This window comes from Streptomyces sp. NPDC002176 (genome assembly GCF_044903645.1).
In the GTDB taxonomy this organism is placed as follows: Bacteria; Actinomycetota; Actinomycetes; order Streptomycetales; family Streptomycetaceae; genus Streptomyces.
In genome coordinates this window covers 41,266-65,956 of sequence record NZ_JBJDQW010000006.1, presented here as the reverse complement: position 1 = coordinate 65,956, position 24,691 = coordinate 41,266, and the positions used below count along the sequence as shown (strand labels likewise).

Below are 24,691 nucleotides of genomic sequence, written 5' to 3'. Positions count from 1 at the left end.
GAGGGTCCTCCCGGATTCGCGTTCGGCTGAGGTAGGTGTGGTCCGCGTGCGGTGGCCGGAGCCCTGGTCCGGCTTCATCCGGCCGTCCGCCGCGGACCGGCATCACTGCCGGGGGTGTCGCTGGGCTGCGCTTCCGTACCGTCGGACTCCTCGGGTCGTACGGGGCCTTCGCCACCGAGTCCGTTCTCCTTGCGGAAGGACTCGTAGATCTGGAGCAGGACCTGCTTCTGCCGTTCGTCGAGCGAGGGGTCGGCGAGGATGACGGCACGCGTCTCCACCTCGTCCCGGTCCCGCTCGGCGTCGAGGATTCCCGCGCGGACGTACAGCGTCTCGGCGGAGATCCGCAGCGCCTTGGCGACCTGCTGCAACACCTCCGCGCTGGGCTTGCGCAGCCCGCGCTCGATCTGGCTCAGGTACGGATTCGACACCCCGGCGGCGTCGGCGAGCTGCCGCAGCGACAGTTGGGCGTTGCGCCGCTGCTCGCGCAGATACTCACCGAGATTGCCGACGTTGAGCGATGCCATGCCTCCACCATGCCCACCCTCGCTAACTTTTGCAAGCACCCGCTTGCAAAAGTGTTGTACCGGGGTCGTGACGGAAGGGTTTCACCAGCCTGCCGCCAGCGCCCGTGCCGCGTCCGCGAAGTACTGCTCGTCCGCCTCCGGGGCGAGGGCGAGGGTGACGCCCTGGGTGAGGCCGACGAGGAGGGCGCGGAGGGCGGTGACCAGGCGTCGGGCCTGGTGGGGCGTCACCACGCCGCCGTCATGCGCCCGTCCGGCGAACAGCTCGGCCAGCTGGTTCTCCTGCGACCGTACGGACGCCGCGAGCCGGGCTCCCAGGTCGGGGTCGTGCAGGGCCATGTCCAGCGCGGTGATCTGGAGGGAGAGGACGGCCCGGGCGTCGGGGGCGTCGCAGCTGCGGCGGGCGTGCCGGGCGAAGGCTTCGACCGCGTCCAGCAGGTCCAGTTCGGCCGGAACCGCCTGCTCGATCTCCTCGTAGTACGGCCGCAGGTAGTCGGTGACGAGGGCCAGCACCAGGCCGTTCTTGCTGCCGAACAGCGAGTAGACCGCACCGGTGGTCAGGCCCGCGCGTGCGGCGACCTCGTCGAGCCTGGCCTGGTGGCCGTCCCGGGAAACAACCTGGAACGCGGCGTCCAACAGGGCGCGTCGATTGCGCTCCTTGGCTTCCGCTCTCGTCATTCTCATAGTTTGATTATTGCCATAATCTCGTTACGGAATTGGCAGGACGAGCTTCGAGGAGGACCACTCATGGCCCAGGCCGTGGCACCGCGGGTGACCCGCCAGACCGTGGGGGCCATCGCCGATGGCGCCTTCAAGGTGGTGCTCGCCGTCGCCTCCATGGCGGCCGCCGCCCCGCTCGGCCGACTGCTCGGCACCCCGACCTGGCTGCTGGCCGTCGCGGGCGTGGCCCTGCTGATCGGCGGCGTCGTCGAGATCGGCTACACCCGCAGCCGGTCGATGCGCACGTACACCCGGCTCATGATCGCCTACGACACCGGCTGGGTGCTGACGGCACTCATCGGCGCCCTCATCGCGTGGCAGGGCGGCAGCGCCGGGGGCGAGATCTGGATCGGGTACCAGACGGTCGCCCCCCTCGTGTTCGCCGCACTGCTGATCACCGCCAAGCCGGTCCGGACCACGGCGGGTTGAGCGCGACGACCGACCCGTCGGCTCACCTCCCGTGGGCTACGCTGTGCGGCCATGCATACCGGGACGGCCTCGCGCCACACACGGATCGGTGACCCGGTGCTCTCCTGAGCGCCGTACGGGCCGGTTCGGGTCCGCTGTTCGACCGGGGCTGCCGCGCTGCCGCGCGGGCTCCGCCTCCGTCGTGTCGATCACAGAGCTCTGCGCATCGACCACGACAGGAGAACCCATGCCCACCAAGACGTTGAAGATTCCCACCGCGGACGGCCACGCCGACGCCTTCGCCGCCTTCCCCGACCGCGACGGGCGGCACCCCGGGGTGCTGATGTACGCGGACGGCTTCGGCATCCGGCCCGTGCTGCGGGAGATGGCCCGCGAGCTGGCCGGGCACGGCTACTACGTGCTCGTCCCCAACTCCTTCTACCGGCACGGTCCGGCACCGCTGATCGAGCTTCCCGAGCACATCGGCGAAGAGGTCCGGCCCGCGGTCTTCGCCCAGTTGATGCCCCTGATCGAGGCGCACACCGCCGAGCGTGTCCTCAGCGACGCCGACGCCTACCTCTGGTTCCTCACCGCCCAGCCCGAGGCCGGCGCCGGTCCGGTCGCGGTGACCGGCTACTGCATAGGCGGCCTCTACGCGATGCGCACCGCCGCGGCCCACCCGGACCGGGTGGCGGCCGTCGCCGCGTTCCACGGCCCCGTGGGGGTCGACGGGACCGGCCTCTTCGCCAAGCTCACCGCTCGGGTCCATCTCGGCCACGCCGAGGGCGACCTGACACCTGAGGCTCTCGGCGTGCTCAACCAGGCCCTGGACGCGGCAGGTGTCGATCACACCTCCGAGATCTACCCCGGCACCACCCACGGCTTCACCATGTCCGACACCGACGCGTTCAGCGCCGCCGGGCTGCAGCGCCACTGGGAGCGCCTGCTCCCCCTGCTGAACCGCACCCTGAAGGCATCCAGGTAGGCCGGGGCGGCTACGCGAACCTCACCCGCACCGCGACCACGCCCCCCGCCGCGTCCAGGTCCGCCGACACCGGGAAGTAGCCGTCGCCGCACGTCGTCATGGCGCAGAGCAGGCGGGCCGGGCCGAGGTCGAGGGTGCCGGAGTCGAGTTCCGAGGCGCGGAGGGCGCGCATGATCTGCCAGTGGTGGGAGTGGGGGCGGAAGTCCACCATCAGGCGGCGGCCGGGCTCCTGGGCCCAGGTCCGCATCGCGCGGGCCTTGTCCATGGCCTTCGCCACGGGCAGTCCGGCCCAGCCACGGACCCCGGGTTCGCCCGGTTCGCCCAGCTCGGGGGCGGCGAACGCCGCCGCTGCCTCGTCCGCGGCGGCGCCCCAGAAGGCGACGTCGGCCAGGCCGTCCACCGGCTCGTCGTGCTGCCAGGCGTTCAGGGCGTCGACGTCGCCGAAGAGCAGGCGGGCCCAGTCGACGCCGACGTGGCCGAGCGGTACGGAGCGGACGGCCGGGGCCTCGCTCGTGCGGACCGTCAGCTCCGTCCAGCTCGGCTCGCTCCCGGTCCGGGTGGCCAGTACCGGCAGTGCGCGGTCACGGGGCAGCCCGCCCACCGCGACGACGGGCACCCCGAACATCAGGAAGCTCCCGCCGCCCTCGGCCGCGGTACGGCGGGCGCGGTGGGCGTGTGGTTCACGGCTGGGCAGCGGCTCCAAGCGGGCATCCAGACCGCCGACTTGGCAGTGCTCAGCGAACAGCCGCCTGAACTGCGGTACTTGTGACGCCGGGATGTCGTGGAGCAGGGCACCCGGCTGCCGGTCGAAGCTCCGGGCGGCGGCCGAGGCGTCCGGGCCGACCACGGCGAAGTCGACCGAGTTCCGCACTTCTTCGGCCATCTCCGCGTCGTCGACGCCGAGCAGTACGGGGTCGATCTCCACCGGCGACCGTTCCCCGCTCCACAGCCCCAGATGCCCGCCGTCGATGACGACCAGGGTCCCGGAGGGACAGCTGATCTCGCCCAGCTCGAAGATCGTTTCCATGGCGCGCGAGTCTACGGCCGCCCTTCCGTACGGCGCCGGGACGCCGGAGCCTGGCGTAAAACCGCCCGCCCCCTCCCCCGCGTGCGGAAGCATGGGGCATGCGGTCAAGCGACTGGTACCTCACCGAAGACGTGGACGACTTCCTCACCCGGGCCGGAGGGTTCCTGCGCTCGCGGCCCGCGGCGCACGTGATGCAGCTGACGTGGGCCGAGCGGGTACGGGTGCGCGGGGCGGGGGCGTTCGCGCGGGTGCCCGTGTTCGGGGTACTGGAGGAGAACGGCGAGGTCAGCGGCACCTTCTACCATCTCCCGCCCCGCACCCTGGGCCTCTCCCCGCTCTCGCCCGAGCAGGCCGACACCCTCGCCGCCCGCCTGGCCGGTCTCGGACACACCCCGGCCTCCGTCGGCGCGGACCACGACACCGCCACCGCCTTCGCCGAGGCATGGCAGCGCCACACCGGCGCGACACCGAAGCTCCGCGACGTCCGGGTCCGCCTGTACCGACTCGGCACCCTCACCCCGCCTAAGCCCCATCCGACGGGCCGGGCCCGCGTCCTCGGCGAGCGGGATCTCGGCGAAGCCGTCTTCTGGTGCGGCGAGTTCGCCAAGGCCGTCGGGGAGGACGTCACCGTCGACGCCGACTCCTGGGCGAGCACCCGCTACGCCGACAAGACCTACACCCTCTGGGAGACCCCGGACGGCACCCCCGTCTCCATCGCGGGCATGAACCCGCTGATCGGCGGCCAGGTCCAGGTGGACATCGTCTACACCCCGGCCCACCTGCGCGGCCACGGCTACGCGGCTGCCGTCAGCACCGCGGTCAGCCGGGCCGCACTGGCCACGGGCGCCCAGGAGGTCGTCCTCTTCGCCGACCAGTCCAACCCCACCAGCAACGCCCTGTACCAACGCCTCGGCTACGAGGCGCTCTCCGACTGGTCGGGGTACGGCTTCACGTCCGCGATGCCGGACTGACGCCGCACGGAAACCCGCTCACCGCTTGCGGCGCGCCCTTACGCCCGTCGGGTCAGTTCCTCCGCGACCTCCGGTGGGGCCGCCTCGATCACGTGGGTCAGGGCCGCGCGGGAGGTCTGGAGGGCCTGGATGGCCTGGGTGATGCGGGCGCGTTCGTCGTGGAGGTGCTGGAGGAGGTCGGGGCAGGTCGGCACCAGGCGGTCCGCCTCCTCGCGCAGACACGGCAGGATCGCGGCGATGGTCGCGGTGTTCAGCCCGGCGGCGAGAAGGGCGCGGATGCGGGCCACCGCGTGGACGTCCGCCTCGCGGTACACGCGGTAGCCGCTGGGGAGGCGGTCCGGGTGGAGGAGGTCCTGCTCCTCGTAGTAGCGCAGCAGCCGTTCATGGACGCCGGTCCGGCGGGCCAACTCACCAATGCGCACGTGTCGTTCCTCCCTTGACTCTCACATTGATGTGAGAGTTTAGCTTCCGGGCATGAGCGAGAACCTCCCCATGACCACGCGCGCCGTACAGATCGACCGCCACGGCGGACCCGAGGTGCTGACCGTGCGCGAGATCCCCCGACCCGCCCTCGCCGACGGCGAAGTCCTCATCGCCGTCGCCGCCAGCAGCCTCAATCCGGTGGACTGGAAGACCCGTGCGTGGGAGGTGGGGCCGCCGCCGCCCGCCACGCTCGGCTGGGATCTCGCAGGGCGGGTGGTCGCGGGGGAGGTCCCCGCACACCGGGTGGGGGACGAGGTGATCGCCATGTCCGCGCAGATCGCCACGGGGCGCGGGACCTGGGCCGAACTGGTGGCTTTGCCCGCCCATTTGCTCGCATCAGCGCCTACGAGCCTGCCGCTGGAGGACGCCGCGGCGCTTCCGCTGGCCGGGACGACCGCGCTGCAGGCACTGCGGGCGGCCGAACCGGCCCCAGGTGAACGGGTTTTGGTCACCGGCGCCGTCGGCGGGGTGGGCGCCCTGGCCGTACAACTCGCCCGGCACACCGGCGCGCGGGTCGACGCGCTCGTCTCCCGACCGGAACACCGTTCAGCGGCAGTCGAGTTGGGCGCCGAACGAGTGTGGCACCAGCCAGCCGACCTGCCCTCCGCCCAGTACCACGTCGTCCTCGACACCGCGGGCGTCGACGCGTCCCACGCCCTCGCGCACGGTGGCCGTTACGTCTCCATCTCCGACGAACCCCTGCCCGCCGTACCGGGCGCCCGCAAGAGCTACGTCCAGGAGAACACGGCCGACCTCGCGTACTTGGCCACGTTGGTCGACGCGGGTGAGCTGCGGCTCCGTATCGCCGAGCGGCACCCCTTCACCGACATCCGCGCCGCACACGAGCGCTTCGAGGCGAGGGGTCTGCTGGGCAAGGTCCTGATCACCTTCTGATCTCCAGGAAGTCCCGGAGGCTGCTCGCCAGCAGGTCGAACTGGCCTGTCGTAGAAGGGCTCGTGGCCTGCCACACGCGGCCGGAGGAGGACAGGGCGCAGGCGTGGCCCTCGGCTGTCGTGGCGAAGAGCAGGGCCGGTTGCTCGCCCGGGATGTCGATCTCGCCGTGCTCGCGGAAGAGGGCGGCGACGGTCGCGGGCGGGTGGACGGAGCGGCCGTCGGGGAGGCGGGCCTCGGCCAGCACCCAGTACAGGGTGGTCAGGTCCGACGGGATCGGGGTGAGGTCCACGAGGGCGGCTGTCGCCCGGTGGCTCGCGTCCGTCGCCCGGACGACGGTGCCCCCTCCCCGCTCGCACCAGGCCCGCAGCCACTCCGCGTCGAGCCGCCCCTCAGTCACGCCCACGCCCGCCCCCGGTCCACAGCGCCAGGTCGCTGCTCGTGGCGACCGCGAGGGTCCGGCCCGTCGGGGAGAAGCCCGCGGTGCGGAACTCGGAGTACGTGGAGTGGAAGATGTGCCACCAAGTCCCGCCGTGCGGGCCGGTGTTGATGCCGCCGTCTGCGGAGAGGACGACGCGGTGATGGGGCCAGTCCGGGCTGACCACGCACACGGTCCAGCCCGTGCCCGAGTCGCCGTGCAGGCCGCCGCCGAAGAGGCCCGCGATGCGGACCGGGGTACCCGCGACCGGGCCGAGGCCGGGGCAGCTGAGGTCGGGTGACAGGTCGGGGGTGTCCGTCTCGGGGTCCGGGTCGTGGTCACGGGCGAGCCGCTCGCCGGTGACCGCGTCGATGAGGCCGTGCCCGCTGCTGGACACCACCATCACCAGGTCGTGCCCGGTATCCGGGTGCACGGCGAACCCGATGCCGAGCAGCCCGCCCACCGGGATGAGCCCCTCCCCCACCGGCCGCCACGGCGACGGCGCCGACACCACGGGCGCGGCGAGATGCCGGTCCCGGAGTGCCCGTCGGTACTCCGTGGTCATGACGCCCCGTACCGCAGCCCGTCCAGCAGCAGCCCCACCATCCGCCCCGTGTGCCCGTCGTCGTCCTGGGCCGGGAGGGTCAGGTTGGCGACGGCTCGGAGGAGGTCCTCGGGGTCGATGTCGGTGCGGATCTCGCCGGTCTTGGCGGCAGCGCCGACCAGCGCCTCCAGGGCCGGTACCAGGCGGAGCTGGAAGTAGGCGGGGAGGCTGTCGTACGCCGGGTCGCCGGAGTGCAGGGCGGCGCTGAGGCCGCGCTTGGTGGCGATGAAGTGGGTGAAGCGGAGGAGCCACAGGCGCAGGGCCTCGACGGGGTCCTGGTCGGCGGCGAGCGCGGGCGCGGCGTCGGCGCAGGCGTCGACCTCGTGCCGGAAGACGGCGGCGATCAGGTCGGAGCGCTGCGGGAAGTGCCGGTAGAGGGTGCCCGCGCCGACGCCTGCGCGGGCGGTGATCTGCCGTACGGGCGCGTCCACGCCGGACTCGGCGAAGACCTCGGCGGCGGCCGTGAGCAGCGTGTCGATGCTGCGGCGCGCGTCGGCCCGCAGCCGGGGGCGGGACGGCTCGGCGTCGGTCATGCCGACTCCCCACTCATGCCGGACCCCCACCTCATGCCAGTCCTCCACTCACGCCAGACCTCCGCTTGCTAACCGGAACAGCGTTCCGTATCGTTGCTCCCGGAACACCGTTCCGTTTTCGTGAGCGTAACGCGCCGCGGCAGGCCCTGGCCACCGCGGATGGGAGGAGACTCATGAAGTACCGCACGCTGGGCCGCACCGGAATGAAGGTCAGCCCCTACTGCCTGGGCGCGATGATGTTCGGCGCCGTCGGCAACCCCGACCACGACGACTCCGTACGCATGATCCACAAGGCGCTGGACGCCGGGATCAACTTCATCGACACCGCCGACATGTACTCGTACGGGGAGTCGGAGGACATCGTCGGCAAGGCGCTCAAGGGGCGGCGGGACTCCGTCGTGCTCGCCACCAAGGCGCGGCTGCCCATGAACGCCGACGGCGCCGACCCCAACATGCAGGGCGCGTCCCGGCGTTGGCTGACCCGGGCGCTGGACGACTCGCTGCGCAGGCTCGGCACCGACCATGTCGACCTCTACCAGATCCACCGCCCCGACCCGGACACCGACATCGAGGAGACCCTCTCCGCCCTCACCGACCTGGTGCGCGCGGGCAAGGTCCGCGCGATCGGCACCTCCAGCTACCCCGCCTCCGACATCGTCGAGGCGCAGTGGGTCGCCGAACACCACCGCCTCCAGCGCTTCCGCACCGAACAGCCGACGTACTCGCTGCTCAACCGGGGTGTCGAGCGCGAGGTGCTGCCGGTGTGCGAGCGGTACGGGATGGGCACGCTGATCTACAGCCCACTGGCCGGGGGCATGCTCACCGGGCGCTACCGCAAGGACCGGCCCGCCGACACCCACCGCTCCACCTACGGCTTCCGGTACCTGCGCGACGAGCGGCGCCTGGACACCGTGGAGCGGCTGATCCCGGTCGCCGAGGAAGCCGGAGTCTCGCTGACCCACCTGGCGCTGGCCTTCGTGATCAGCCACCCCGGCGTCACCTCCGCGATCATCGGCCCGCGCACGATGGAGCAGCTGGACGATCTGCTCGCGGGCGACAAGGTCACCCTGAGCGACGAGATCCTGGACCGCATCGACGCGGTGGTCCCGCCCGGCACGGATGTCGGCGCCCTCGACATGGAGTACGCCCCGCCCGCGATCACCGAGCCGCACCTGCGGCGCCGGTGGGCCGGGGAGCGGTCGGCAGCCTGAGCGCCGTCAGTCCGGCGGGTGCCTGCCCAGCCACTCCCGCAGGGTGCTGAAATCCGCCTCGGTCAGCCCGTAGTCGTGGTCCACGCGGTGCAGCAGGGCCGGGGCCCGGTGGTGGACGGCGACGTACGCCCGGTCGGCCTCGGTGATCTCGTCGTCGATCCAGACGAACGGGCGGCCCGCCGCGAACTCGACCAGCGGGCGCGTCTTCCAGTGGATCAGCGCGGGCGGCTCGTCCTCGTCCGGCCAGGGCACCACCGGCAGCGGCGGCAGGCCCAGCCAGGGCGCGAGCACCGCGTTGGCGTCGTCCATCCAGGTCGACGCCCACACCAGCTCACACCCCAGCGCCGTCAGCCGCGCCCCGAGCCCCGGATCGACCCGTCCGAGCAGCGGATGCTCTCCCCCGCCCGGCGGCACACCGGCCCCCCGCTCGAACACCTGGTACGCGGCGTCGGGGGCGCCGAAGGGGATGAGCGGGCCGTCGATGTCGAGGAAGAGCAGCATCACCCCTCAGCATCGGGCATCCGTCCGCCTCCGGCCAGGAAAGCGGCCCGCGCCCGGCGCTCAGTTCCCCTGGGCCCGGTGCCAGCCGCTCAGTCCCCCTGGGCCCGGTGCCAGCGGCTCAGGGCCACCGCCACCCGCCCCGCGTCCGGCACGTCGGTCACGCCCAGCGGACGCGCGCCCCGCGCCAGGATCTCGCGCAGCTTCGCGGCCAGCGGCAGCAGCGGGGGCGGGTCGGGGGCCTCCAGGGCGAGGGCGGAGCGGATGACGTCGGTGAAGACGGACTGCGCGCGCTTGTAGCCGAGCAGCGGCGGCAGGTCGTCGGCCCAGCCGCGCACGCTGCCGGGGCGCAACGCGCGGACCGCGGTGTGCCAGCGGGCGGCCATCTCGCGGGCCTGCGGGGCGGGGTAGCGCATGAGGTGCAGATGGGTGGCGAGGTCGTAGAGCGGGTCGCCGACCATGGCCAGCTCCCAGTCGATGGTCCACAGCCGGTCCACCGGGTCCACGATGAAGTTCTCCCGGTGCAGATCGGCGTGGAGCAGGCAGTACGGGCGCCTGGCCAGGCCGTGCACATGGGCCCGAAGCCGGGTGAACGAGGTCTCGGTCAGGCCGAGTTCGGCGAAGAGCGACTCGAAGCGGTCGAGGTTGCGGCGGTAGACCCGGTGCTCGGTGAAGTGGACGAGCCGTTCCAGGAAGCCGTCGCTGTCGCCGTCCGCGGGGCGGTCCTCGGCGGCGCAGCGCCGCTCCGCCGTGACGTCGTCCGGGCCGATCGCCGCCAGCTTCCCGAACAGTTCGGTGAGCTGGCGGCACAGCGCTTCCGGCACCTCGCTGCCCGAGGGGTGGCGCGCGCCGAGGGTGGTGCCCTCGATGAACCGCATCAGGCGCAGCCCGCCGACCTCCACCAGACCGGGGACGCGCGGCAGCCGGTCGCCCAGTGCGGTGAGCAGCCGCTCCTCCGAGGCGAAGCAGCGCCGGTCGAACCAGAGCAGCCCGTCCCTGGGCTCCCGGCACTTCCACCGCCCCGGATGGAGCCGCGCGGCCTCCCCGGCCAGCGGGAAGACGTACGTCTCGTGGTGGTAGCCGTGGAGCGGCCCCTCGACCACCTTGTCGTCGCCGCTCACCTCGGCCGCGTGCTGCCGAGCAATCGAAACCGTTTCGGGGGACATGGCCCGTTCTCTCGCCGTGCGCCCTGCCGAAGGGGGCGGAAGTGGCAGCACGCTACCGCCTCGCGAGCGGGTCCCGGCCCCACGACTCCGCCCCGGTTCCCCCGTACCGGCGACCCGGCGCACACGCGTGCCCGTCCACTACCCCCGCAGGGCGAGGAGCAGGGGTTCCAGCGAGGTGAGGACCGTCTCGGCGCCCGAGGCGCGCAGCTGTTTGGCGCGCTGCTCGCCGCCCGCGTAGCCGAGGAAGCGCACCCCGGCCCGGTCGGCGGCGACCAGGTCGGAGGGCGAGTCCCCGATCATCAGCGCGGAGCCGGGGGCGGCGCCCAGGGCGGCGAGGGCCCGCTCCAGGCAGTGCGGGTCGGGCTTGAGGTGGCGCAGCTCGGCGGTGCGGCCGTAGATGTGCGGGGCGAAGCAGCCGGTCAGGCCCCGGCCCGCGAGGTAGGCGCGGACCACCCGGGGGGAGTTGTTGGTGGTCACGGCCAGGCGGGAGCCCACCGCGGTCCAGGTCCGGATCAGCGGGTCGGCGTACGCGGTCGGCAGGGCGGAGGCGGCGGCCAGCAGCTCGTCCTGGGTGAGGCGTTCCTCCAGCTCGGTCACGAGGTCGCTGCCGGGATGACGGCGGTCCACCGCGCGCAGCACCACCTGGGGGTCCAGCGTGTCCCGCTCGTCCTCGCTGAGCAGGCCGTGCAGCCCGCGCCCGGCCAGCCACTCCACCAGCCCGGCCGCGACCCGCTCGGCGCGGTGCCGGGCGAAGAGGCGGCAGATCGGCCCGTCGAAGTCCCAGAGCACGACCCGCGCGCCGATCAGTTCCCGAAGCTTCTCGGTCTCGTAGGCGGTCTTCTTCTCAACCGTTTCGGTCGCCACCGGTTCGTCCGGTGCCGTCTCCGTCGTCTCAGAAGTCACTAGGAGAGTGTCAGGTCCGTGGTGATGGTTTCCCAGAGGGCGTCGAACCACTTCTGGGACTGTTCCACGAAGGAGGCGTCGCGCCTGCCCGACCGCTTCTCGAAGGAGAACAGCATGGACTCCGAGCCGAGGGTGTCGAACATCTCCAGGGTGCCGGTGTCGGTGGGCTCCTCGCGCCGGGTGACCATGTAGTACGCGTACAGCGCCTCCGCGCCGTTGAGCAGGTACAGCTTGACCGGCGGGGTGAACGGCAGGGCGCGGAAGGCGACATGGACGTCGATGTCGTGCGTGGCGCGCAGGGCGTTGAGGTTGTACTGCAGGACCTGCCCCTGGGCGTTGCGCATCGCCAGCCAGCGCCGGTGCACCGGGTCGGCGTCGTCGCCCTCCGGGTCCACCGGGACGGGGAAGGCGAGGCTGATGTCGCGCGAGGGCAGCAGGACGCGTACGTCGATGCGCTCGGGGCGGACCCGGCCCTCGTGGATGCGGCGCAGCGGCTCGCCGAGGGCGGGGATCAGGCTCTGGGCGGTCAGGCACACGGCGTCGACCCGGACGTGGGACGCGGTGAACGCCTCGGCGAGCCGGGGGGCGAGGGCGACCATCGTGGGCTGCGGGCCGTCCTGCGCGGGGGCGGGCTCCGCGACGCGCGGCGGGCTGCCCTTGGTGACCCCGCTGAGCAGCCCCTCCTCGTGCAGCGCCCGCAGCGCCTGGCGGACCGCGCCGCGCTCCACGCCGAACTCCTCGGCCAGCTCGGCCTGGGTGGGCAGCCGCTCGCCCGCCCTGAGCTCACCGGCGCGGATGCGCGCGCGCAGGGCGTCGGCGATCTCCTGGGCGGTGAACCGTCTGCCGTTCACTGCCACGTTCTCCTGGGTCACGACCAAACGGTACAACCTCGCTCCATCTACGGGCAGTTGTCGCCACCTTGTTTGAAGATGGCTGCCAAGTCGGTCCAACCGGTGTCGACTTGGTCTAACTCAGCACCAGCTCCGAGCTGATCGTCTCCCACAGCGCGTCGAACCACAGCCGGGACTGCGCCACGAACCCGGCGTCCCGCGCCCCTGCCCCCCGCGCGAAGGCGAACAGCATCGACCGGGTGCCCTCGGCGTCGTACAGCGCCAGGTGCTCCGGCCCGATGTCCCGCTCCCGCCGGGCCAGGGTGTAGTAGGCGAACAGCGCCTCCGTGCCGTTGAGCAGATACAGCTTGACCGGCGGGGTGAAGGGCAGCGCCCGGAAGCGGACCCGGACGTCGATGCCGTGCGTGGTGCGCAGCGCCAGCAGGTTGTGCCGCAGCACCTGGCCCTGGGCGTTGCGCTGGGCCAGCCAGCGCCGGTGCAGCAGGTCGGTGTCGGCGGCGTCCACCGGGGCGGGGAAGGCAAGCGTGATGTCGCGGCTCGGCAGCAGCAGCCGTACGTCGATCTTGGCCGGTTCCAGCCGTCCCGCGTGGATCTGGCGGAGCGGTTCGCCGATGGCCAGGGTGAGCGAGACGGAGGTCAGGCAGAGGGCGTCGATCTGGACGTGCGGGACCGCGAAGGCGGCCGCGACGCGGGGCGCGAGCCCCGCCATGGTGGGCTGCGGCGGGGCGGCCGGGCCGACCGCGCCGGGCCGGACGGCCACCGTGGCCGGGCTGCCCTGCGACGATCCGGCGAGCAGCCGCTCCACCCGCAGCAGGCGCAGCGCCTCGCGGACCGTGCCGCGCTCGACCCCGAACTCCTCGGCCAGCTCCGCCTGGGTGGGCAGCCGCTCGCCGGGACGCAGCACACCGGAGTCGATCCGGGTGCGCAGGGTGTCGGCCACCACGCGAGGTGTGACGCGTGACTGCCGTGACCGTGGTGACCTCTTCCGTCCAGTGGCGGAGACGTGTTCCGGGTCCACGGACAAAGGCTACAACTTCCCGCCATCTTGCGGCAGTTCGCGGGAAGGTGGTTATGAGCCGCTTCCACGCGGAGATAAGTTAAGTGAAGTTGGCTGCCAACTCGGCCGACATGGTCGAACATTCCGGCGGTTGGCCGACCGGGTTCCCCTCCGGAGGGGAGCCGGGAGCCCGGCAGGGGGCGGCCACGGGAGCGCACAGTCACAACTGAACACCCGCACAGCCACAACCGAACAACGCCAGCACAGCCACAACCGAACACCGGCACGTCAGCACGGCACGCTACGGATGAGCGGCCGCCGGCACGGCAGAAGGGAACCGGCAGCGACCGCCGCGCGCGGTCAGAAGGAGTCCGGGCACCAAGGCCGCCCGGACGTGCGGAACAGGGCGTCGGCCACCCGGGCGGCGCCCTCCCGCTCCTCCTGGACCCGGCCGAGCGCCGCCAGCCGGGTCAGCGAGCCGTCCCCGAGCCACACCGTGGCCAGCTCGGCCACCGGCAGCGTCAGCTCGGCGGACGCGCCGCCCGCCGGGGTGCACGAGGCCCCCTCGGGCGACACCTCCAGCCGGTACCGCCCGCCCGCCGTGCCGTCCTCGTCCAGCACCTCGAGCACCAGCGACCCGGACCGCTCGTAGGTCCGCGCCTCCAGCGCCCGCTGTACGTCCAGCAGCCGCAGCCACAGCCAGTCCGTGTGCGTCTCGACGCGGGCCGCGCGCACGTCGGGCAGCAGGAAGGGCAGCAGGGAGTCCGGGGCCCGCCAGCCGCTCTTGACGTGGACGATCCAGTCGATCGAGCACAGGTAGCGCCACAGCGCGGCCTCGGCCGCCGGGGTCGCGGCCGTCAGCCAGTCCACCTTGGCCGCGTTCTCCGGCTGCTGCCCCTCCCACTTGGCCTCGCAGCGGTACGCCACCAGGCCCTCGACCTCGCCGGAGGCGGAGCGGTACACCGCGTAGAACGGCTCGGTCCAGTCCCGGCCGAAGCGGGCCACCCCGGTACGGGCGTCCCACCACAGCTCGTCCCGCCCGATCGCGCCCGGCATCACCGCGCGCACCCGCTCGGACAGCTTCGGGCCCAGCGCGCGCACCTCGGCGCCGTCCACCAGGTCGATCCGGGCACCGTCCGCCGGACCCGCCCAGCGCGGGTCGAGCCCCGAACGACCCACGTCCACGGTCCAGTTGGTCGCCCAGGTGGCGGGGCCGAAGCCGTGATGACCGTAGATCGGGTACTCGGCGGCGATCAGCGTGGCGACCACGTCCCCGCGCTCCCGGGCGGCCGCCAGGTCCTCGCGCATCATCCGGGTGAGCAGACCGCGGCGGCGGTGCGTCGGGGAGACCGTGACGTTGGAGATCGCGTTCGACGGGACGTACGCGCCGCCGACCGCGGTGACCTCCTGCGCGAAGGAGCGGAAGGTGCCCACGCAGCGGCCGCCGTCGAAGGCGCCGAGCAGGCGGCCCGGCTCGAACTGCCGGAGCCTCGCCGCGCGCTGCTCCGGGGTGAGCACCGGGTCCTGGAGGAAACCGGTGTCCAGGGCGCGGTGCCAGTTGTCGAACTCGTCCTCGGCCACGGGGCGTACGTCGATCATGGGGCCACGGTAGGCGGGGGACCCGGCACGTGTCGCGCGCATTTCGCGCGCGCCGGGCCCGCTCAGGCCAGCAGGTCGTCCACCTGCGCCTCGCCCGCCCGGTACCGGCGCGCGATCTCGCCCCCGCAGTCGTCGGCGGTGCGCTGGAGGCCCTGGCGGCGGTGCGAGATCTCCTGCTCATACTGGGTCAACCGGCCCATCGCGTCCCCCAGTTCGGTGTCCGTGCGGGCGGTCAGGTCGGACAGCTCGACCTCGGCGAGCATCTCCGCCGCGAGCTTGCCGTACTCCTCGCTGTACGGGGTGCCCAGCGTGACGTGGCGGGCGGAGGAGCGGTGGCGGGCCGGGCCGTCGGCGAGGATCTCCGACAGCCGCTCCACCACGGACCCGTCCACCGGCACCGGCAGCCGGGCCCCGCCGCGCCGGGTCAGCTCGGCGCGCAGGATGTCGATCCGGCCCTGGAGCAGCCGCCGGACATAGCTCAGGTCGGCCTCGTCGCGCTGGGCGTCCCGGCGCAGGGCGCGCAGTTCGGGCAGGCTCAGCGGCGCGAGAACGGAAGGGGCGGGTTCATCGAGTGGCGGGCTCGGCGGGCTGTCAGCGCGCTGTGCGGGCGGCCTATGTGTGACCGGACCACTGGTGCTCGGTGTGCTCATGTGCGGTGGACCGTCCCCTCGACCGGCGTGTGGAAGCATCGTGCCACCCCCGGTGGCCGCTATGTGACCGACTGCCCCCGAACGGCCCTGGATGGGCGGTATTGATCGGTTGCGGGCCCCCTGGACGGGCGCGCGCCCGGCGCACGGCATGATGGGGCGTATGCGTGCGGTGGTGCAACGGGTGGACGGCGCGAGCGTCGTCGTGGACGGCGAGACGGTGGGCGCGATCGAGGGCGAGGGCCTGTGCGTCCTCGTCGGCGTGACCCACGAGGACACCAAGGAGAAGGCGGCCCAACTGGCCCGCAAACTCTGGTCGGTGCGGATGCTGTCCGACGAGAGATCATGCAGCGACATCGACGCCCCGCTGCTGGTCATCAGCCAGTTCACCCTCTACGGCGACGCCCGCAAGGGCCGCCGCCCCACCTGGAACGCGGCCGCCCCCGGCCCGGTCGCCGAGCCCCTGGTGGACGAGGTCGTCGCCCAGCTCCGCGCCCTCGGTGCCACGGTCGCCACGGGCCGCTTCGGCGCCCAGATGCGCGTGTCGCTCGTGAACGACGGCCCCTTCACGATCCTGGTCGAGGTCTAGCCGGGCCCCTGTGCCAGCACCGCCGTCACCGGACGTCCCGGCAGCGGGCTGGAGTACACGACGCTGGTGGTGACGGCTCCCAGCCCCGAGATGCGGCCCGTGACGCGCTCCAGGTCGCGCATCGAGCGGGCGACGACCTTCAGCACGAAGCAGTCCTCGCCCGTCACATGGTGCGCCTCCACCACCTCGGGAGTGGTGTCCAGCAGGTCGTGGAACGGCTTGTAGTTGCCGGTGGGGTAGCGCAGCCGGACGAAGGCCAGGATGTCCAGGCCGAGCGCCTCCGGGCTGACCGCTGCCGTGTAGCCGGTGAGGGCCCCGCTCTCCTCCAGCCGCCGCACCCGTTCCGTCACCGCGCTCGGTGACATGGCGACGGTGCGGGCCAACTCGGCATAACTGGCCCGCCCGTTGCGCTGGAGGGCGCTCAGGATGCGTATGTCGGTGGGGTCGAGGGAATCGGCGGCCATGGCCGAGAGATACCACGGATCGCCCGGCGCGGGACAGGGAACGCCGTGGATCACCGGTTCTGCGCGGCGGCCCCCGGTCCTAGCGTCTACGGCATGACAGTCACCGAGACCAGCCCCGCCCTCCGGATGCCCCCGGCCGCCCCCGCCGAGGCCGCCGCCTTCTTCGCCGCCCGCCTCGCCTTCCAGGCCGACGTCTCCGACGTGCACGCCTCACTGGAGTCCGGCGCCCCCGGCTTCGTCCTGGTCGACTCGCGCGGCCCGGAGGCATGGGCCCACGGGCGCATCCCCGGCGCGCTGCACCTGCCGACCGCCGAGATCCCGGAACGGGCGGCGGCCGTCCTGGACCCCGCCACTCCGGTCATCACCTACTGCTGGGGCCCGGCCTGCGACGGCGCCACCCGCGCGGCCCTGGCCCTCGCCGAACTCGGCTACCGGGCCAAGGAGATGATCGGCGGCATGGAGTACTGGACGCGTGAGGGCTTCCCCGTCGAAACCCCGGCCGGCACCACTCGCCGCACCCCGGACCCCCTAGTAGCCCCGCCACAGGCGGCCCACTGCGCCTGTTAGCACCCAGACGTACGCCCCGAGCCCGAGCGCGGTGCGGGCCAGGGCGTCGAGCCACATCCCGGTGTCGCCCCAGAACAGCAGCATGGTGAACGCGGCGGCGATGGCGAAGGACACCCGGTACCGTCCCCATGTCCCGCGCCCGAGCCATGCGCCCATCAGCCCGGCCGGGATCTGGACGGCGATGTGCAGGCCGAGTACGAGCAGCGGCACGACGAGCAGCGCCATGAACGGGGCGTCCGCCGTCGGATCGTCGGGCGGTGTCGCGTAGGCCGCCTCGACCAGCCAGGAGGGCATCACCACGAACGAGCACAGCAGCACGAAGCCGCTCAGATGCATCGCCCCGATGTGCCGCAGCACAGGTCTGCCGCTCACCTACGGCTCGACCACCGTCTCCTGCGCCGCCGCCGTGTCTCCGGCCAGGAGCCGGGCGTCGGTGGGGGTGTTGCGCTTGATGACGGCCAGGGCGACCGGGCCGAGTTCGTGGTGGCGTACGGATGTCGTCACCAGGCCGATCTTGCGGCCGTCGGGGCCGTCGTCGGCGAGGCGGATCTCGGTGCCGGGCGGGGGGAGGTGGACGTCGCTGCCGTCGAGGTGGAGGAAGACCAGGCGGCGCGGCGGCTTGCCGAGGTTCTGCACGCGGGCGACCGTCTCCTGGCCCCGGTAGCAGCCCTTCTGCAAGTGCACGGCGGTGCCGATCCAACCCAGCTCGTGCGGGATGGTGCGGTGGTCGGTCTCGAAGCCGAGGCGGGGCCGGTGCTGCTCGACCCGAAGCGCCTCGTGGGCGAGGAGACCGGCGGCCGGACCGGAACGGGCGGCGAACTCCTCCAGCTCCTCGCGCGGCAGGAAGAGATCACGGCCGTACGGCGTCTCGCGGACCACCGCGCTCTCGGGGACCTCGGCGATGGAACCGGCGGGCAGGTGGACCACCGCGGTGTCGGCGGTGCGGTCGGCGACCTCGACGCGGTAGAAGAACTTCATCGACTCCAGGTAGGCGATCAGCGCCTCCTGGGTGCCGGGCTCGACATGCGCCCAGACGGTCGTGCCGTCGTCCACCAGGTACAGGGCGTGCTCGATGTGCCCGTTGGCGGAGAGGACCAGCGCCTCGGTGGCCTCGCCGACCGGCAGATCGCTCACGTGCTGGGTGAGCAGCAGGTGCAGCCAGCTCAGCCGGTCCGCGCCGGTCACGGCGACGACGCCCCGGTGGGAGAGGTCGACGAAACCGGTGCCGTCGGCGAGGGCACGCTGCTCGCGGAACAGGTCGCCGTAGTGGGCGGCGACGCCTTCGTCCACGCCCTCGGCGGGAACGGCGCCGGGCAGGGACAGCAGGGGGCTCTTCATACGGGCCAGCCTACGACGGGGTGGTGGAACTCTTCCGCGTGCAGTCCGCGCACCGGCCGAAGATCGCGAAGTGCTTCATGTCGGTGTCGAACCCGAACTGCTCGCGCAGCTGCGCGGTGAAGTCGGCGGCGACCTCGACGTCCGCCTCGATCACGTTCTCGCAGTCCCGGCACACCAGGTGGAGATGGTGGTGGCGGTCGGCGAGGTGGTAGGTGGGCGCGCCATGGCCGAGGTGGGCGTGGCTGACGAGCCCCAGCTCCTCCAGCAGCTCCAGGGTGCGGTACACGGTGGAGATGTTGACCCCGGAGGCCGTCCTGCGGACCTCGACGAGGATGTCGTCCGGCGTCGCGTGCTCCAGCGCGTCCACGGCCTCGAGCACGAGTTGCCGCTGCGGAGTCAGCCGGTAACCGCGCTGCCTGAGATCACTCTTCCAGTCGGTGCTCACCACACTGGAAGTGTAGGGCCGGTGAGCCGGTCGCCCCGCGTGATCAGGGCAACCGGTCCGCCGGTGTGCGGGCCTACTTGAAGAACGCGATGCCGTCGTCCGGCATGTCGTCCGGGAGGTCCTTCGCCCAGCGTTCGACGTCCTCGGGGGTGACGGCCTTCTTCAGCTGGGCCGACATGTAGGGGCGCAGCTCGACCTCGGGGGTCTGCTTCTCGCCGACCCACATGATGTCGCCCTTGACGTAGCCGTAGAGGCGCTTGCCGCCGGTGTACGCCGGGGACTCGGGGGTGCGGGCGACGGCGTCCGTGACCAGGTCGATCTGGGGCTTCTTGTCCGCCAGCTCGCCGTACCAGATCTCCACCACGCCGTCGTCGCGGGTCATCGTGACCGTGACCTTGCGCTCGGCGTCGATCCGCCAGAAGCCGGCCTCGGACTCCAGCGGGCGGACCTTGTTGCCCTCGTTGTCGAGGACCCAGGTACGGGACTGGTACTCCAGGAAGTCCCGGCCGTCGTGGGTGAAGCTCACCTCCTGGCCGAAGTTGCACTTCTCGGAGCCGGGGAAGTCGTGGACACCCGCGCCCGCCCAGTTGCCCAGCAGAAAGGCGAGGGGGACGAGGTCCTTGTGCAGGTCAGACGGGATCTCGATCATGAGCGGCCGTTCCTGTCGGTTCTGGGGCGTTACGTCAGCGCTGGCCCTGGTACAGCTTCTTCACGGTCAGTCCGGCGAAGGCGAGCACGCCGACGCAGACCAGGACCAGCAGCAGTTCGAAGAAGATCTCCACGGGTGTGCTCCTTGAGCGGAAGTGGACGTACGACAGAGCCGCGCCCAGCTTACGCGGCCGGGGTCGGACTCTCCTGGCGAGGTCGCCCTCAGGCGAGCAGTTCGCTCTGCAACGTCACCGTCTGCCAGAACGGAACGGCCGCCGCGTCCCCCGGGCGGGACTGCGTGACCATGGCGAGGGTGTCCCCGGCGACCGCGTACGCCACCCGCGTCCGCTCCTTGCCGTACGGCTTGACCTCGGCGAACGCGGCGAGCCAGACCTCGTCCACCCGGGCCGCCTCCGGGAAGCCCTCGGGCTTGACGGCGGGGGCGCCGCGCAGCGGATGCACGAGCACGTCGTAGCTCACGACCACGCCCTCCGCCCCCTCGGCGACCTCGGCGGTGGCGAACTGGAGCAGATCGATCCGGGTGCGCGTGCCGTCCGGGGTGGTCCAGCCGCGGCTCGCCACGTGCCGCAGCCCGCGGTCGGTCAGCGCCTGCCCCATTTCCCCGCGCCCCTTCGCGTCGTACTGCGCGAGAAAGTCCTTCACCGGCAGCCAGCCGTCCGCGCCGGGCAGTGCCTTGTCCACCGCGGCGTTCCTCGGCGCGGGCAGCAGCAGGGCGCGCAGGTCGGCGTAGTGCGTGCCCGCCTTGTTCTCGGCGGCCAGCGGGCCGGGGCTCCCGGACGGTAGCGGGGGCTTGACCAGCGCCGGGTACTCCCAGCGCCCGTCGGGGCGGGTGGCGAGACCGGGCAGGTCCGCGCGGTCCGCGCGGCTGATCCCGTACGCCGTCCCGGCCCCGGTGAGGGCGAACACGGCGACGACGGCGGCCCAGCGCAGGACCACGCGTGTGCGACGGCGGCCCTTTCCGGCCACCGCGGGCGGCAGGTCGGTCGTCGGTGGGGTCTGCGAGTCGGTCATACGGCCTCACCCGGTTCCTTGATGCGGTCGAACTGCGCGCGGATCATGTCGGCGGCCCCTTTCCGGTCGAGCGGCGCGGCGGCCTCGATCCAGGCGGTGACGCCGATGTCTCCGACGTAGCCGGAGCACGACATCACCTCGACCTTCTCCCACTCGACGGCCGGCGGCAGGAAGCACGCGGCGTGGTCCTCGTGGCCCTTGATCGCGGGTCCCTTGCGGAAGCCCTTCATGGTGTCGAGGAACTCCCGCTGGGCGTGGGTGCGCGAGCGGAGGGTCTTCTGGTCCGCTCGTGTCAGCACCATCTCCACGGTGAAGGCGCCGGAGTTCTCGCCGACCCAGGCCGTGCTCGTGTAACTGCGCATCGCCATGCCCTTGACCGGGTTCTTCTCGTACTGCCGTGCCAGCCGGAGCCGTTGGGACCGGGGCAGGCTCCGGAGCGACTGACGCCGGAGGTCGGACGCCTGCCGTCCGGTCAGCTCGGTGTCCGAGCCGAACCTGTCCAGGTCCGGGCCCCGGACGTACCGCTCCTCGCCGAAGGGCAGGAGCAGCGCGCGCAGCCCGGACTGCTTCTCCTGAGCCGGCTTCTCCTTCGCGGCCTCCGGCAGCCGCCAGGTGGGCGCGCCCGGCGAGCGGTCGGCCCCGTGCACCACGACGGCGGTGCAGCCGATCCCCGAGAGGGTGGCGAGAGCGAGTGCGGCGCCCAGGATCGCGGCGGTGCGGCGGGGGCGAGCGGGCGGGCTCGCGACGTCGGTGTTCACAGCGTCAGTACTCACAACCGCTCCATCTGCTGTCGGGCCAGCTCGCGGACCCTGGTCGGCGGGATCGGCTTGGGGCCGTAGACCCACATCTCCAGGACGATGTCCCCGCGCCAGGCATGGGCCTCGGCCTGGTAGCCGGGGCCGAAGCGGCTGTCGGGCCGGTCGTGGACGAAGAGCTCGCCGTCACCCGTGCCCGGAACGGGCCAGCTCCGGGTGTGGGCATCATCGGCGGCCCAGTGGCGGGCATCGGCGGCCCGGTCGACGGCGGTCTGTTCCTCCACCTGGCGGAACTGGACCAGACGGATCTCCACGGTGCGGTCCCCGGCCTCGATCCAGCCGGTGACCGCGGCGCGGCGGAACTCGTCGCCGAGGAGATCACGGAAGGCCACGTCCGGCTTGGTGTACAGCTCCGCGTAGGCGGTGAGGCCCAGTCGGCCGTCGTCGCTCTCGATGGCCGGATTCGCGCGCGTGCCGGCCGGCTTCTTCAGCAGCAGCTCGCGCAGATCGCCGTCCACCTTGACCTGGTGGTCCTGGGCGGCGGGCAACGGCCCGAGGGCCTCGCCCGCGGCCTGCGCCAGGGTCGGCTGGGAGAGCGAGGGCAGCTTGTCCGGCGTGCGGCCGGCCTGGACGAGATACCCGGCACAGGTCCCGGCGACCAGCCCGAGCACCACGGCGAGGGTCAGCCGCCGCGCGGTACGCCCCCTCCGGCGCGGCACCGATACGGGCGCGGCCTCGGGCGGCCCGGACAACTCGGGTGGCTCGGGTACCGCTCTTTCCGGGCTTTCAGTGGTGCTCAACGTGTCGTCCCCCCACAGGACTGGAAAGCACGGACTCTGCCATCCGCGCCCCCCACCAGACTCATGGCATGTCCATGCGGTTGCGGGCCGCCGGATTACGATTCGGTCATGGCGAACAAGCTCGTGATCAAGGTGACCTCAGGTGCCGATGCGCCGGAGCGGTGCTCGCAGGCGTTCACGGTGGCCGCGGTGGCGGTGGCCAGTGGGGTCGAGGTCTCGGTGTGGCTGACCGGGGAGTCGGCGTGGTTCGCGCTGCCGGGGCGGGCGGCGGAGTTCGAGCTGCCGCACGCGGCGCCGTTGCAGGACCTGCTGGAGTCGGTGCTGACGGCCGGGCGGGTCACGCTGTGCACGCAGTGCGCGGTACGGCGGGACATCGGCGAGGGCGACGTCCTGGAGGGCGTACGGATCGCCGGGGCGCAGGTCTTCGTGCAGGAGGTCATGGCGGACGGCACACAGGCCCTCGTCTACTGATCACCCGGCTGCCAGAATCGGCGGATGCTGAGCATCGGAACGATCGTGATGGGGGCCGCCGACGTACGGCGGGCCGCGGAGTTCTGGGGACGGGCCCTCGGGTATGTGCCGCGTGACGGCGCGGTGGACGACGGCTGGGCCGTGCTGGTCCCGGCCGACGGCAAGGGTCCCGGCATCGCCCTCGACCGGAGCACCACGCCCGTGCAGGAGCAGCCGCGGGTGCACCTGGACCTGTACGCCGGGGACCGGGCGGAGCAGGAGGCCGAGGTGGCCCGGCTGATCGGCCTGGGCGCCGAGCGGGTCGACTGGGAGCTGTACCCCGACGACCCCGACTTCGTGGTCCTCGCCGACCCCGAGGGCAACCGCTTCTGCGTCATCGACACGAGCCACGCTTAGGGCCTGTTGCGAAAGTCCCGCCTGCTCCGCGACGCCCGGCACGCACGCTCGCCGCGTTGTCGGATCGCCCTCGTACGCCCAGTACGAGGGCGACCCTCCGCCTTGCGATCGCACGCACCGGACGCCGCGGAGCCCGCCCTCCGGGCGGACGACGGGACTTTCGCAACAGGCCCTAGGAACGCGGGGGTTTCTTGCCGTCCAGTTCGTCCCACCACTCGTCGGACTGCTTGTCCCCGGACGGGGAGTCCCACCAGCGGTCCTCGGGGCCCCGCCGGTTGGCGACCATCGCGGCCACCGGCGGGATCACCATGGCGAACAGGCACATCCCGACCGCCGCCGGGACGGACCAGATCCGGACCACCGCCCAGGCGAGGACGAAGAGGACGACGCAGACCCCCATCATCACGAAGTACCAGCGACGCCGCCGTGCGTACATGTGTCCAGAGTAGGGCCGGACAGCCGGAAGGGCCGCGCCCCAGGCGTCCAACCCGGTGGGCGCGGCCCCTGCTCCGGCCGCCTACGTCCGCGTACGTCTCAGACCGCGATGGCGACCTCGGCCAGACCGCCCTGCTGGGCGACGACCGTGCGGTCGGCGGTGCCGCCGGGCACGAGCGCGCGCAGGGTCCACGTGCCCTCGGCCGCGTAGAAGCGGAACTGGCCCGTGGCGGAGGTGGGGACCTCCGCGGTGAACTCGCCCGTCGAGTCCAGCAGGCGGACATAGCCCGTCACCGGCTCGCCGTCCCGCGTCACCTGCCCCTGGATGGTGGTCTCACCGGGCTTGATCGCCGAGGCGTCCGGGCCGCCGGCCTTCGCTCCGCACATGTCTTTCTCCGTAAGAGGTCTGACCAGAAGGTCGGTCGGGTTGGTTACTTGGCCGCGCCCAGCTCGATCGGCACGCCGACCAGCGAGCCGTACTCGGTCCAGGAACCGTCGTAGTTCTTGACGTTCGTCACGCCCAGCAGCTCGTGCAGCACGAACCAGGTGAGCGCCGAGCGCTCGCCGATGCGGCAGTAGGCGATGGTGTCCTTGGCGAGGTCGACGTCCTCCGCCGCGTACAGCTCCTTCAGTTCCTCGTCGGACTTGAAGGTGCCGTCGTCGTTGGCGTTCTTCGACCACGGGATGTTGCGGGCGCTGGGCACGTGGCCCGGGCGCTGCGACTGCTCCTGCGGGAGGTGGGCCGGGGCGAGCAGCTTGCCGGAGAACTCGTCGGGCGAACGCACGTCGACCAGGTTCTGGCTGCCGATCGCGGCCACCACGTCGTCGCGGAAGGCGCGGATCGCCTTGTTCTGCGGCTTGGCCTTGTACTCGGTCTTGGCGCGCTCGGGCACCTCGTCACCGGGGACCAGCTCGCGGGCGTCCAGCTCCCACTTCTTGCGGCCGCCGTCGAGCAGCTTGACGTTGTCGTGGCCGTACAGCTTGAAGTACCAGTACGCGTACGAGGCGAACCAGTTGTTGTTGCCGCCGTAGAGGACGACCAGGGTGTCGTTGCCGATGCCCTTGTCCGACAGGAGCTTCTCGAAGCCCTCCTGGTCGATGAAGTCACGGCGGACCGGGTCCTGGAGGTCCTTGGTCCAGTCGACGCGGATGGCGCCTCGGATGTGGTTCTTCTCGTAGGCGGACGTGTCCTCGTCCACCTCCACGAGGGCGATGGTCGGGTCGTCGAGGTGCTCCTGCACCCAGTCGGCGTCGACCAGGACGTCGCTGCGGCTCATGCTTTTCTCCTCCGGGGCAGTCACGGTGGCGTGCGGTGAGA

34 protein-coding genes are annotated in these 24,691 nt (G+C 72.3%); 9 read left to right on the top strand and 25 right to left on the bottom strand.

From position 1 onward, the window contains the following. Positions 1 to 74 precede the first annotated feature (74 nt). Complete coding sequence (locus ACI2LY_RS25910; protein ID WP_404709245.1) at positions 75 to 524, bottom strand: helix-turn-helix domain-containing protein; 450 nt, start codon at positions 522 to 524, stop codon at positions 75 to 77. Positions 525 to 605: 81 nt separating this feature from the next. Then, positions 606 to 1,199 carry a TetR/AcrR family transcriptional regulator gene (locus ACI2LY_RS25905; protein ID WP_404709244.1) on the bottom strand — a complete coding sequence of 198 codons (594 nt, stop codon included), beginning with the start codon at positions 1,197 to 1,199 and terminating at the stop codon, positions 606 to 608. Positions 1,200 to 1,268: 69 nt separating this feature from the next. On the opposite strand from ACI2LY_RS25905, the gene ACI2LY_RS25900 reads away from it, so the two are divergent. Both ACI2LY_RS25900 and ACI2LY_RS25895 read left to right on the top strand, forming a co-directional pair. Next, complete coding sequence (locus ACI2LY_RS25900) at positions 1,269 to 1,670, top strand: hypothetical protein (protein ID WP_404709243.1); 402 nt, start codon at positions 1,269 to 1,271, stop codon at positions 1,668 to 1,670. A gap of 226 nt (positions 1,671 to 1,896) precedes the next feature. Further along, positions 1,897 to 2,634, top strand: a complete 738-nt coding sequence (locus ACI2LY_RS25895) for a dienelactone hydrolase family protein (protein WP_404709242.1) — start codon at positions 1,897 to 1,899, stop codon at positions 2,632 to 2,634. Between the two features lie 10 nt (positions 2,635 to 2,644). Here the strand turns inward: ACI2LY_RS25895 and ACI2LY_RS25890 are convergent, their stop codons facing one another. Continuing rightward, positions 2,645 to 3,661: a hypothetical protein gene (locus tag ACI2LY_RS25890; RefSeq protein ID WP_404709241.1), complete on the bottom strand. Its 1,017-nt coding sequence runs from the start codon at positions 3,659 to 3,661 to the stop codon at positions 2,645 to 2,647. Between the two features lie 98 nt (positions 3,662 to 3,759). On the opposite strand from ACI2LY_RS25890, the gene ACI2LY_RS25885 reads away from it, so the two are divergent. Further along, positions 3,760 to 4,632, top strand: a complete 873-nt coding sequence (locus ACI2LY_RS25885; protein WP_404709240.1) for a GNAT family N-acetyltransferase — start codon at positions 3,760 to 3,762, stop codon at positions 4,630 to 4,632. A 38-nt stretch (positions 4,633 to 4,670) separates the two neighbouring features. On the opposite strand, the gene ACI2LY_RS25880 is transcribed toward ACI2LY_RS25885, so the two are convergent. Further along, a complete protein-coding gene (locus tag ACI2LY_RS25880; protein ID WP_404709239.1) occupies positions 4,671 to 5,054 on the bottom strand; it encodes a MerR family transcriptional regulator in 384 nt (127 codons plus the stop codon). A 52-nt stretch (positions 5,055 to 5,106) separates the two neighbouring features. On the opposite strand from ACI2LY_RS25880, the gene ACI2LY_RS25875 reads away from it, so the two are divergent. Further along, entirely contained in the window at positions 5,107 to 6,009 is a 903-nt protein-coding gene (locus ACI2LY_RS25875; protein WP_404709238.1) for an NADP-dependent oxidoreductase, read from the top strand. Here ACI2LY_RS25875 and ACI2LY_RS25870 read toward each other — a convergent pair. From ACI2LY_RS25870 to ACI2LY_RS25860, 3 genes are read right to left on the bottom strand one after another with little or no spacing between them, the layout of a single operon-like run. Beyond that, the gene (locus ACI2LY_RS25870) at positions 5,999 to 6,412 is read right to left on the bottom strand and encodes a hypothetical protein (protein WP_404709237.1); all 414 of its coding nucleotides are present in this window, start codon (positions 6,410 to 6,412) and stop codon (positions 5,999 to 6,001) included. The genes ACI2LY_RS25875 and ACI2LY_RS25870 overlap by 11 nt on opposite strands. Further along, positions 6,399 to 6,989, bottom strand: a complete 591-nt coding sequence (locus tag ACI2LY_RS25865; protein WP_404709236.1) for a hypothetical protein — start codon at positions 6,987 to 6,989, stop codon at positions 6,399 to 6,401. Before ACI2LY_RS25865 ends, ACI2LY_RS25870 begins: the two co-directional genes overlap by 14 nt. Further along, positions 6,986 to 7,561 carry a TetR/AcrR family transcriptional regulator gene (locus tag ACI2LY_RS25860; protein WP_389005276.1) on the bottom strand — a complete coding sequence of 192 codons (576 nt, stop codon included), beginning with the start codon at positions 7,559 to 7,561 and terminating at the stop codon, positions 6,986 to 6,988. Before ACI2LY_RS25860 ends, ACI2LY_RS25865 begins: the two co-directional genes overlap by 4 nt. Positions 7,562 to 7,734: 173 nt before the next feature. On the opposite strand from ACI2LY_RS25860, the gene ACI2LY_RS25855 reads away from it, so the two are divergent. Then, entirely contained in the window at positions 7,735 to 8,772 is a 1,038-nt protein-coding gene (locus ACI2LY_RS25855) for an aldo/keto reductase (RefSeq protein ID WP_404709235.1), read from the top strand. A 6-nt stretch (positions 8,773 to 8,778) separates the two neighbouring features. Here the strand turns inward: ACI2LY_RS25855 and ACI2LY_RS25850 are convergent, their stop codons facing one another. From ACI2LY_RS25850 to ACI2LY_RS25820, 7 genes are all read right to left on the bottom strand, one after another. Next, positions 8,779 to 9,273 (bottom strand): hypothetical protein, encoded by a 495-nt coding sequence (locus ACI2LY_RS25850; RefSeq protein ID WP_404709234.1) that lies wholly within the window; start codon positions 9,271 to 9,273, stop codon positions 8,779 to 8,781. 89 nt (positions 9,274 to 9,362) lie between these two features. Beyond that, the gene (locus ACI2LY_RS25845; RefSeq protein ID WP_404709233.1) at positions 9,363 to 10,436 is read right to left on the bottom strand and encodes a phosphotransferase family protein; all 1,074 of its coding nucleotides are present in this window, start codon (positions 10,434 to 10,436) and stop codon (positions 9,363 to 9,365) included. 138 nt (positions 10,437 to 10,574) lie between these two features. Beyond that, positions 10,575 to 11,339: an HAD family hydrolase gene (locus ACI2LY_RS25840; protein WP_404709232.1), complete on the bottom strand. Its 765-nt coding sequence runs from the start codon at positions 11,337 to 11,339 to the stop codon at positions 10,575 to 10,577. Next, a complete protein-coding gene (locus tag ACI2LY_RS25835) occupies positions 11,339 to 12,217 on the bottom strand; it encodes a GntR family transcriptional regulator (protein WP_404709559.1) in 879 nt (292 codons plus the stop codon). Before ACI2LY_RS25835 ends, ACI2LY_RS25840 begins: the two co-directional genes overlap by 1 nt. Positions 12,218 to 12,305: 88 nt before the next feature. Beyond that, positions 12,306 to 13,214, bottom strand: coding sequence for a winged helix-turn-helix domain-containing protein (locus ACI2LY_RS25830; protein WP_404709231.1), 909 nt, complete (start codon positions 13,212 to 13,214; stop codon positions 12,306 to 12,308). 333 nt (positions 13,215 to 13,547) lie between these two features. Continuing rightward, positions 13,548 to 14,786 (bottom strand): GNAT family N-acetyltransferase, encoded by a 1,239-nt coding sequence (locus tag ACI2LY_RS25825; RefSeq protein ID WP_404709230.1) that lies wholly within the window; start codon positions 14,784 to 14,786, stop codon positions 13,548 to 13,550. Positions 14,787 to 14,848: 62 nt separating this feature from the next. Next, the gene (locus ACI2LY_RS25820; protein ID WP_404709229.1) at positions 14,849 to 15,436 is read right to left on the bottom strand and encodes an aerial mycelium formation protein; all 588 of its coding nucleotides are present in this window, start codon (positions 15,434 to 15,436) and stop codon (positions 14,849 to 14,851) included. A gap of 160 nt (positions 15,437 to 15,596) precedes the next feature. Between ACI2LY_RS25820 and dtd the strand changes: the two genes are divergently transcribed. Then, positions 15,597 to 16,022, top strand: a complete 426-nt coding sequence (gene dtd, locus ACI2LY_RS25815) for a D-aminoacyl-tRNA deacylase (protein WP_399570547.1) — start codon at positions 15,597 to 15,599, stop codon at positions 16,020 to 16,022. Here the strand turns inward: dtd and ACI2LY_RS25810 are convergent. Further along, complete coding sequence (locus ACI2LY_RS25810; RefSeq protein WP_404709228.1) at positions 16,019 to 16,486, bottom strand: Lrp/AsnC family transcriptional regulator; 468 nt, start codon at positions 16,484 to 16,486, stop codon at positions 16,019 to 16,021. The genes dtd and ACI2LY_RS25810 overlap by 4 nt on opposite strands. Positions 16,487 to 16,579: 93 nt before the next feature. Between ACI2LY_RS25810 and ACI2LY_RS25805 the strand changes: the two genes are divergently transcribed. Then, positions 16,580 to 17,053 carry a rhodanese-like domain-containing protein gene (locus tag ACI2LY_RS25805; protein ID WP_404709227.1) on the top strand — a complete coding sequence of 158 codons (474 nt, stop codon included), beginning with the start codon at positions 16,580 to 16,582 and terminating at the stop codon, positions 17,051 to 17,053. Here ACI2LY_RS25805 and ACI2LY_RS25800 read toward each other — a convergent pair. The 7 genes from ACI2LY_RS25800 to ACI2LY_RS25770 form a co-directional block, all read right to left on the bottom strand. Beyond that, the gene (locus tag ACI2LY_RS25800; RefSeq protein ID WP_404709226.1) at positions 17,015 to 17,425 is read right to left on the bottom strand and encodes a hypothetical protein; all 411 of its coding nucleotides are present in this window, start codon (positions 17,423 to 17,425) and stop codon (positions 17,015 to 17,017) included. The two genes, ACI2LY_RS25805 and ACI2LY_RS25800, sit on opposite strands and share 39 nt — an antisense overlap. Beyond that, a complete protein-coding gene (locus tag ACI2LY_RS25795; RefSeq protein ID WP_393594666.1) occupies positions 17,426 to 18,391 on the bottom strand; it encodes a YgfZ/GcvT domain-containing protein in 966 nt (321 codons plus the stop codon). A 10-nt stretch (positions 18,392 to 18,401) separates the two neighbouring features. After that, positions 18,402 to 18,839, bottom strand: coding sequence for a Fur family transcriptional regulator (locus tag ACI2LY_RS25790; protein WP_404709225.1), 438 nt, complete (start codon positions 18,837 to 18,839; stop codon positions 18,402 to 18,404). A gap of 70 nt (positions 18,840 to 18,909) precedes the next feature. Next, positions 18,910 to 19,485: an FABP family protein gene (locus ACI2LY_RS25785; RefSeq protein WP_389005302.1), complete on the bottom strand. Its 576-nt coding sequence runs from the start codon at positions 19,483 to 19,485 to the stop codon at positions 18,910 to 18,912. A 221-nt stretch (positions 19,486 to 19,706) separates the two neighbouring features. Beyond that, on the bottom strand, positions 19,707 to 20,516 hold the full coding sequence (locus ACI2LY_RS25780) for a hypothetical protein (protein WP_404709224.1): 810 nt from the start codon (positions 20,514 to 20,516) through the stop codon (positions 19,707 to 19,709). Continuing rightward, positions 20,513 to 21,289, bottom strand: a complete 777-nt coding sequence (locus ACI2LY_RS25775) for a hypothetical protein (RefSeq protein ID WP_404709223.1) — start codon at positions 21,287 to 21,289, stop codon at positions 20,513 to 20,515. The genes ACI2LY_RS25780 and ACI2LY_RS25775 overlap by 4 nt, the downstream gene beginning before the upstream one ends. Continuing rightward, a complete protein-coding gene (locus ACI2LY_RS25770; protein WP_404709222.1) occupies positions 21,286 to 22,071 on the bottom strand; it encodes a hypothetical protein in 786 nt (261 codons plus the stop codon). Before ACI2LY_RS25770 ends, ACI2LY_RS25775 begins: the two co-directional genes overlap by 4 nt. Before the next feature lie 108 nt (positions 22,072 to 22,179). Between ACI2LY_RS25770 and ACI2LY_RS25765 the strand changes: the two genes are divergently transcribed. Both ACI2LY_RS25765 and ACI2LY_RS25760 read left to right on the top strand, forming a co-directional pair. Further along, entirely contained in the window at positions 22,180 to 22,542 is a 363-nt protein-coding gene (locus ACI2LY_RS25765) for a DsrE family protein (RefSeq protein WP_401451605.1), read from the top strand. Positions 22,543 to 22,566: 24 nt separating this feature from the next. Further along, a complete protein-coding gene (locus ACI2LY_RS25760) occupies positions 22,567 to 22,938 on the top strand; it encodes a VOC family protein (protein ID WP_404709221.1) in 372 nt (123 codons plus the stop codon). Between the two features lie 172 nt (positions 22,939 to 23,110). On the opposite strand, the gene ACI2LY_RS25755 is transcribed toward ACI2LY_RS25760, so the two are convergent. The 3 genes from ACI2LY_RS25755 to ACI2LY_RS25745 form a co-directional block, all read right to left on the bottom strand. Then, positions 23,111 to 23,374, bottom strand: a complete 264-nt coding sequence (locus tag ACI2LY_RS25755; RefSeq protein WP_389005314.1) for a DUF3099 domain-containing protein — start codon at positions 23,372 to 23,374, stop codon at positions 23,111 to 23,113. Between the two features lie 98 nt (positions 23,375 to 23,472). Then, the gene (locus tag ACI2LY_RS25750; protein ID WP_389005316.1) at positions 23,473 to 23,760 is read right to left on the bottom strand and encodes a DUF1416 domain-containing protein; all 288 of its coding nucleotides are present in this window, start codon (positions 23,758 to 23,760) and stop codon (positions 23,473 to 23,475) included. A gap of 44 nt (positions 23,761 to 23,804) precedes the next feature. After that, positions 23,805 to 24,650, bottom strand: a complete 846-nt coding sequence (locus ACI2LY_RS25745; RefSeq protein WP_404709220.1) for a sulfurtransferase — start codon at positions 24,648 to 24,650, stop codon at positions 23,805 to 23,807. Positions 24,651 to 24,691: the final 41 nt, after the last annotated feature.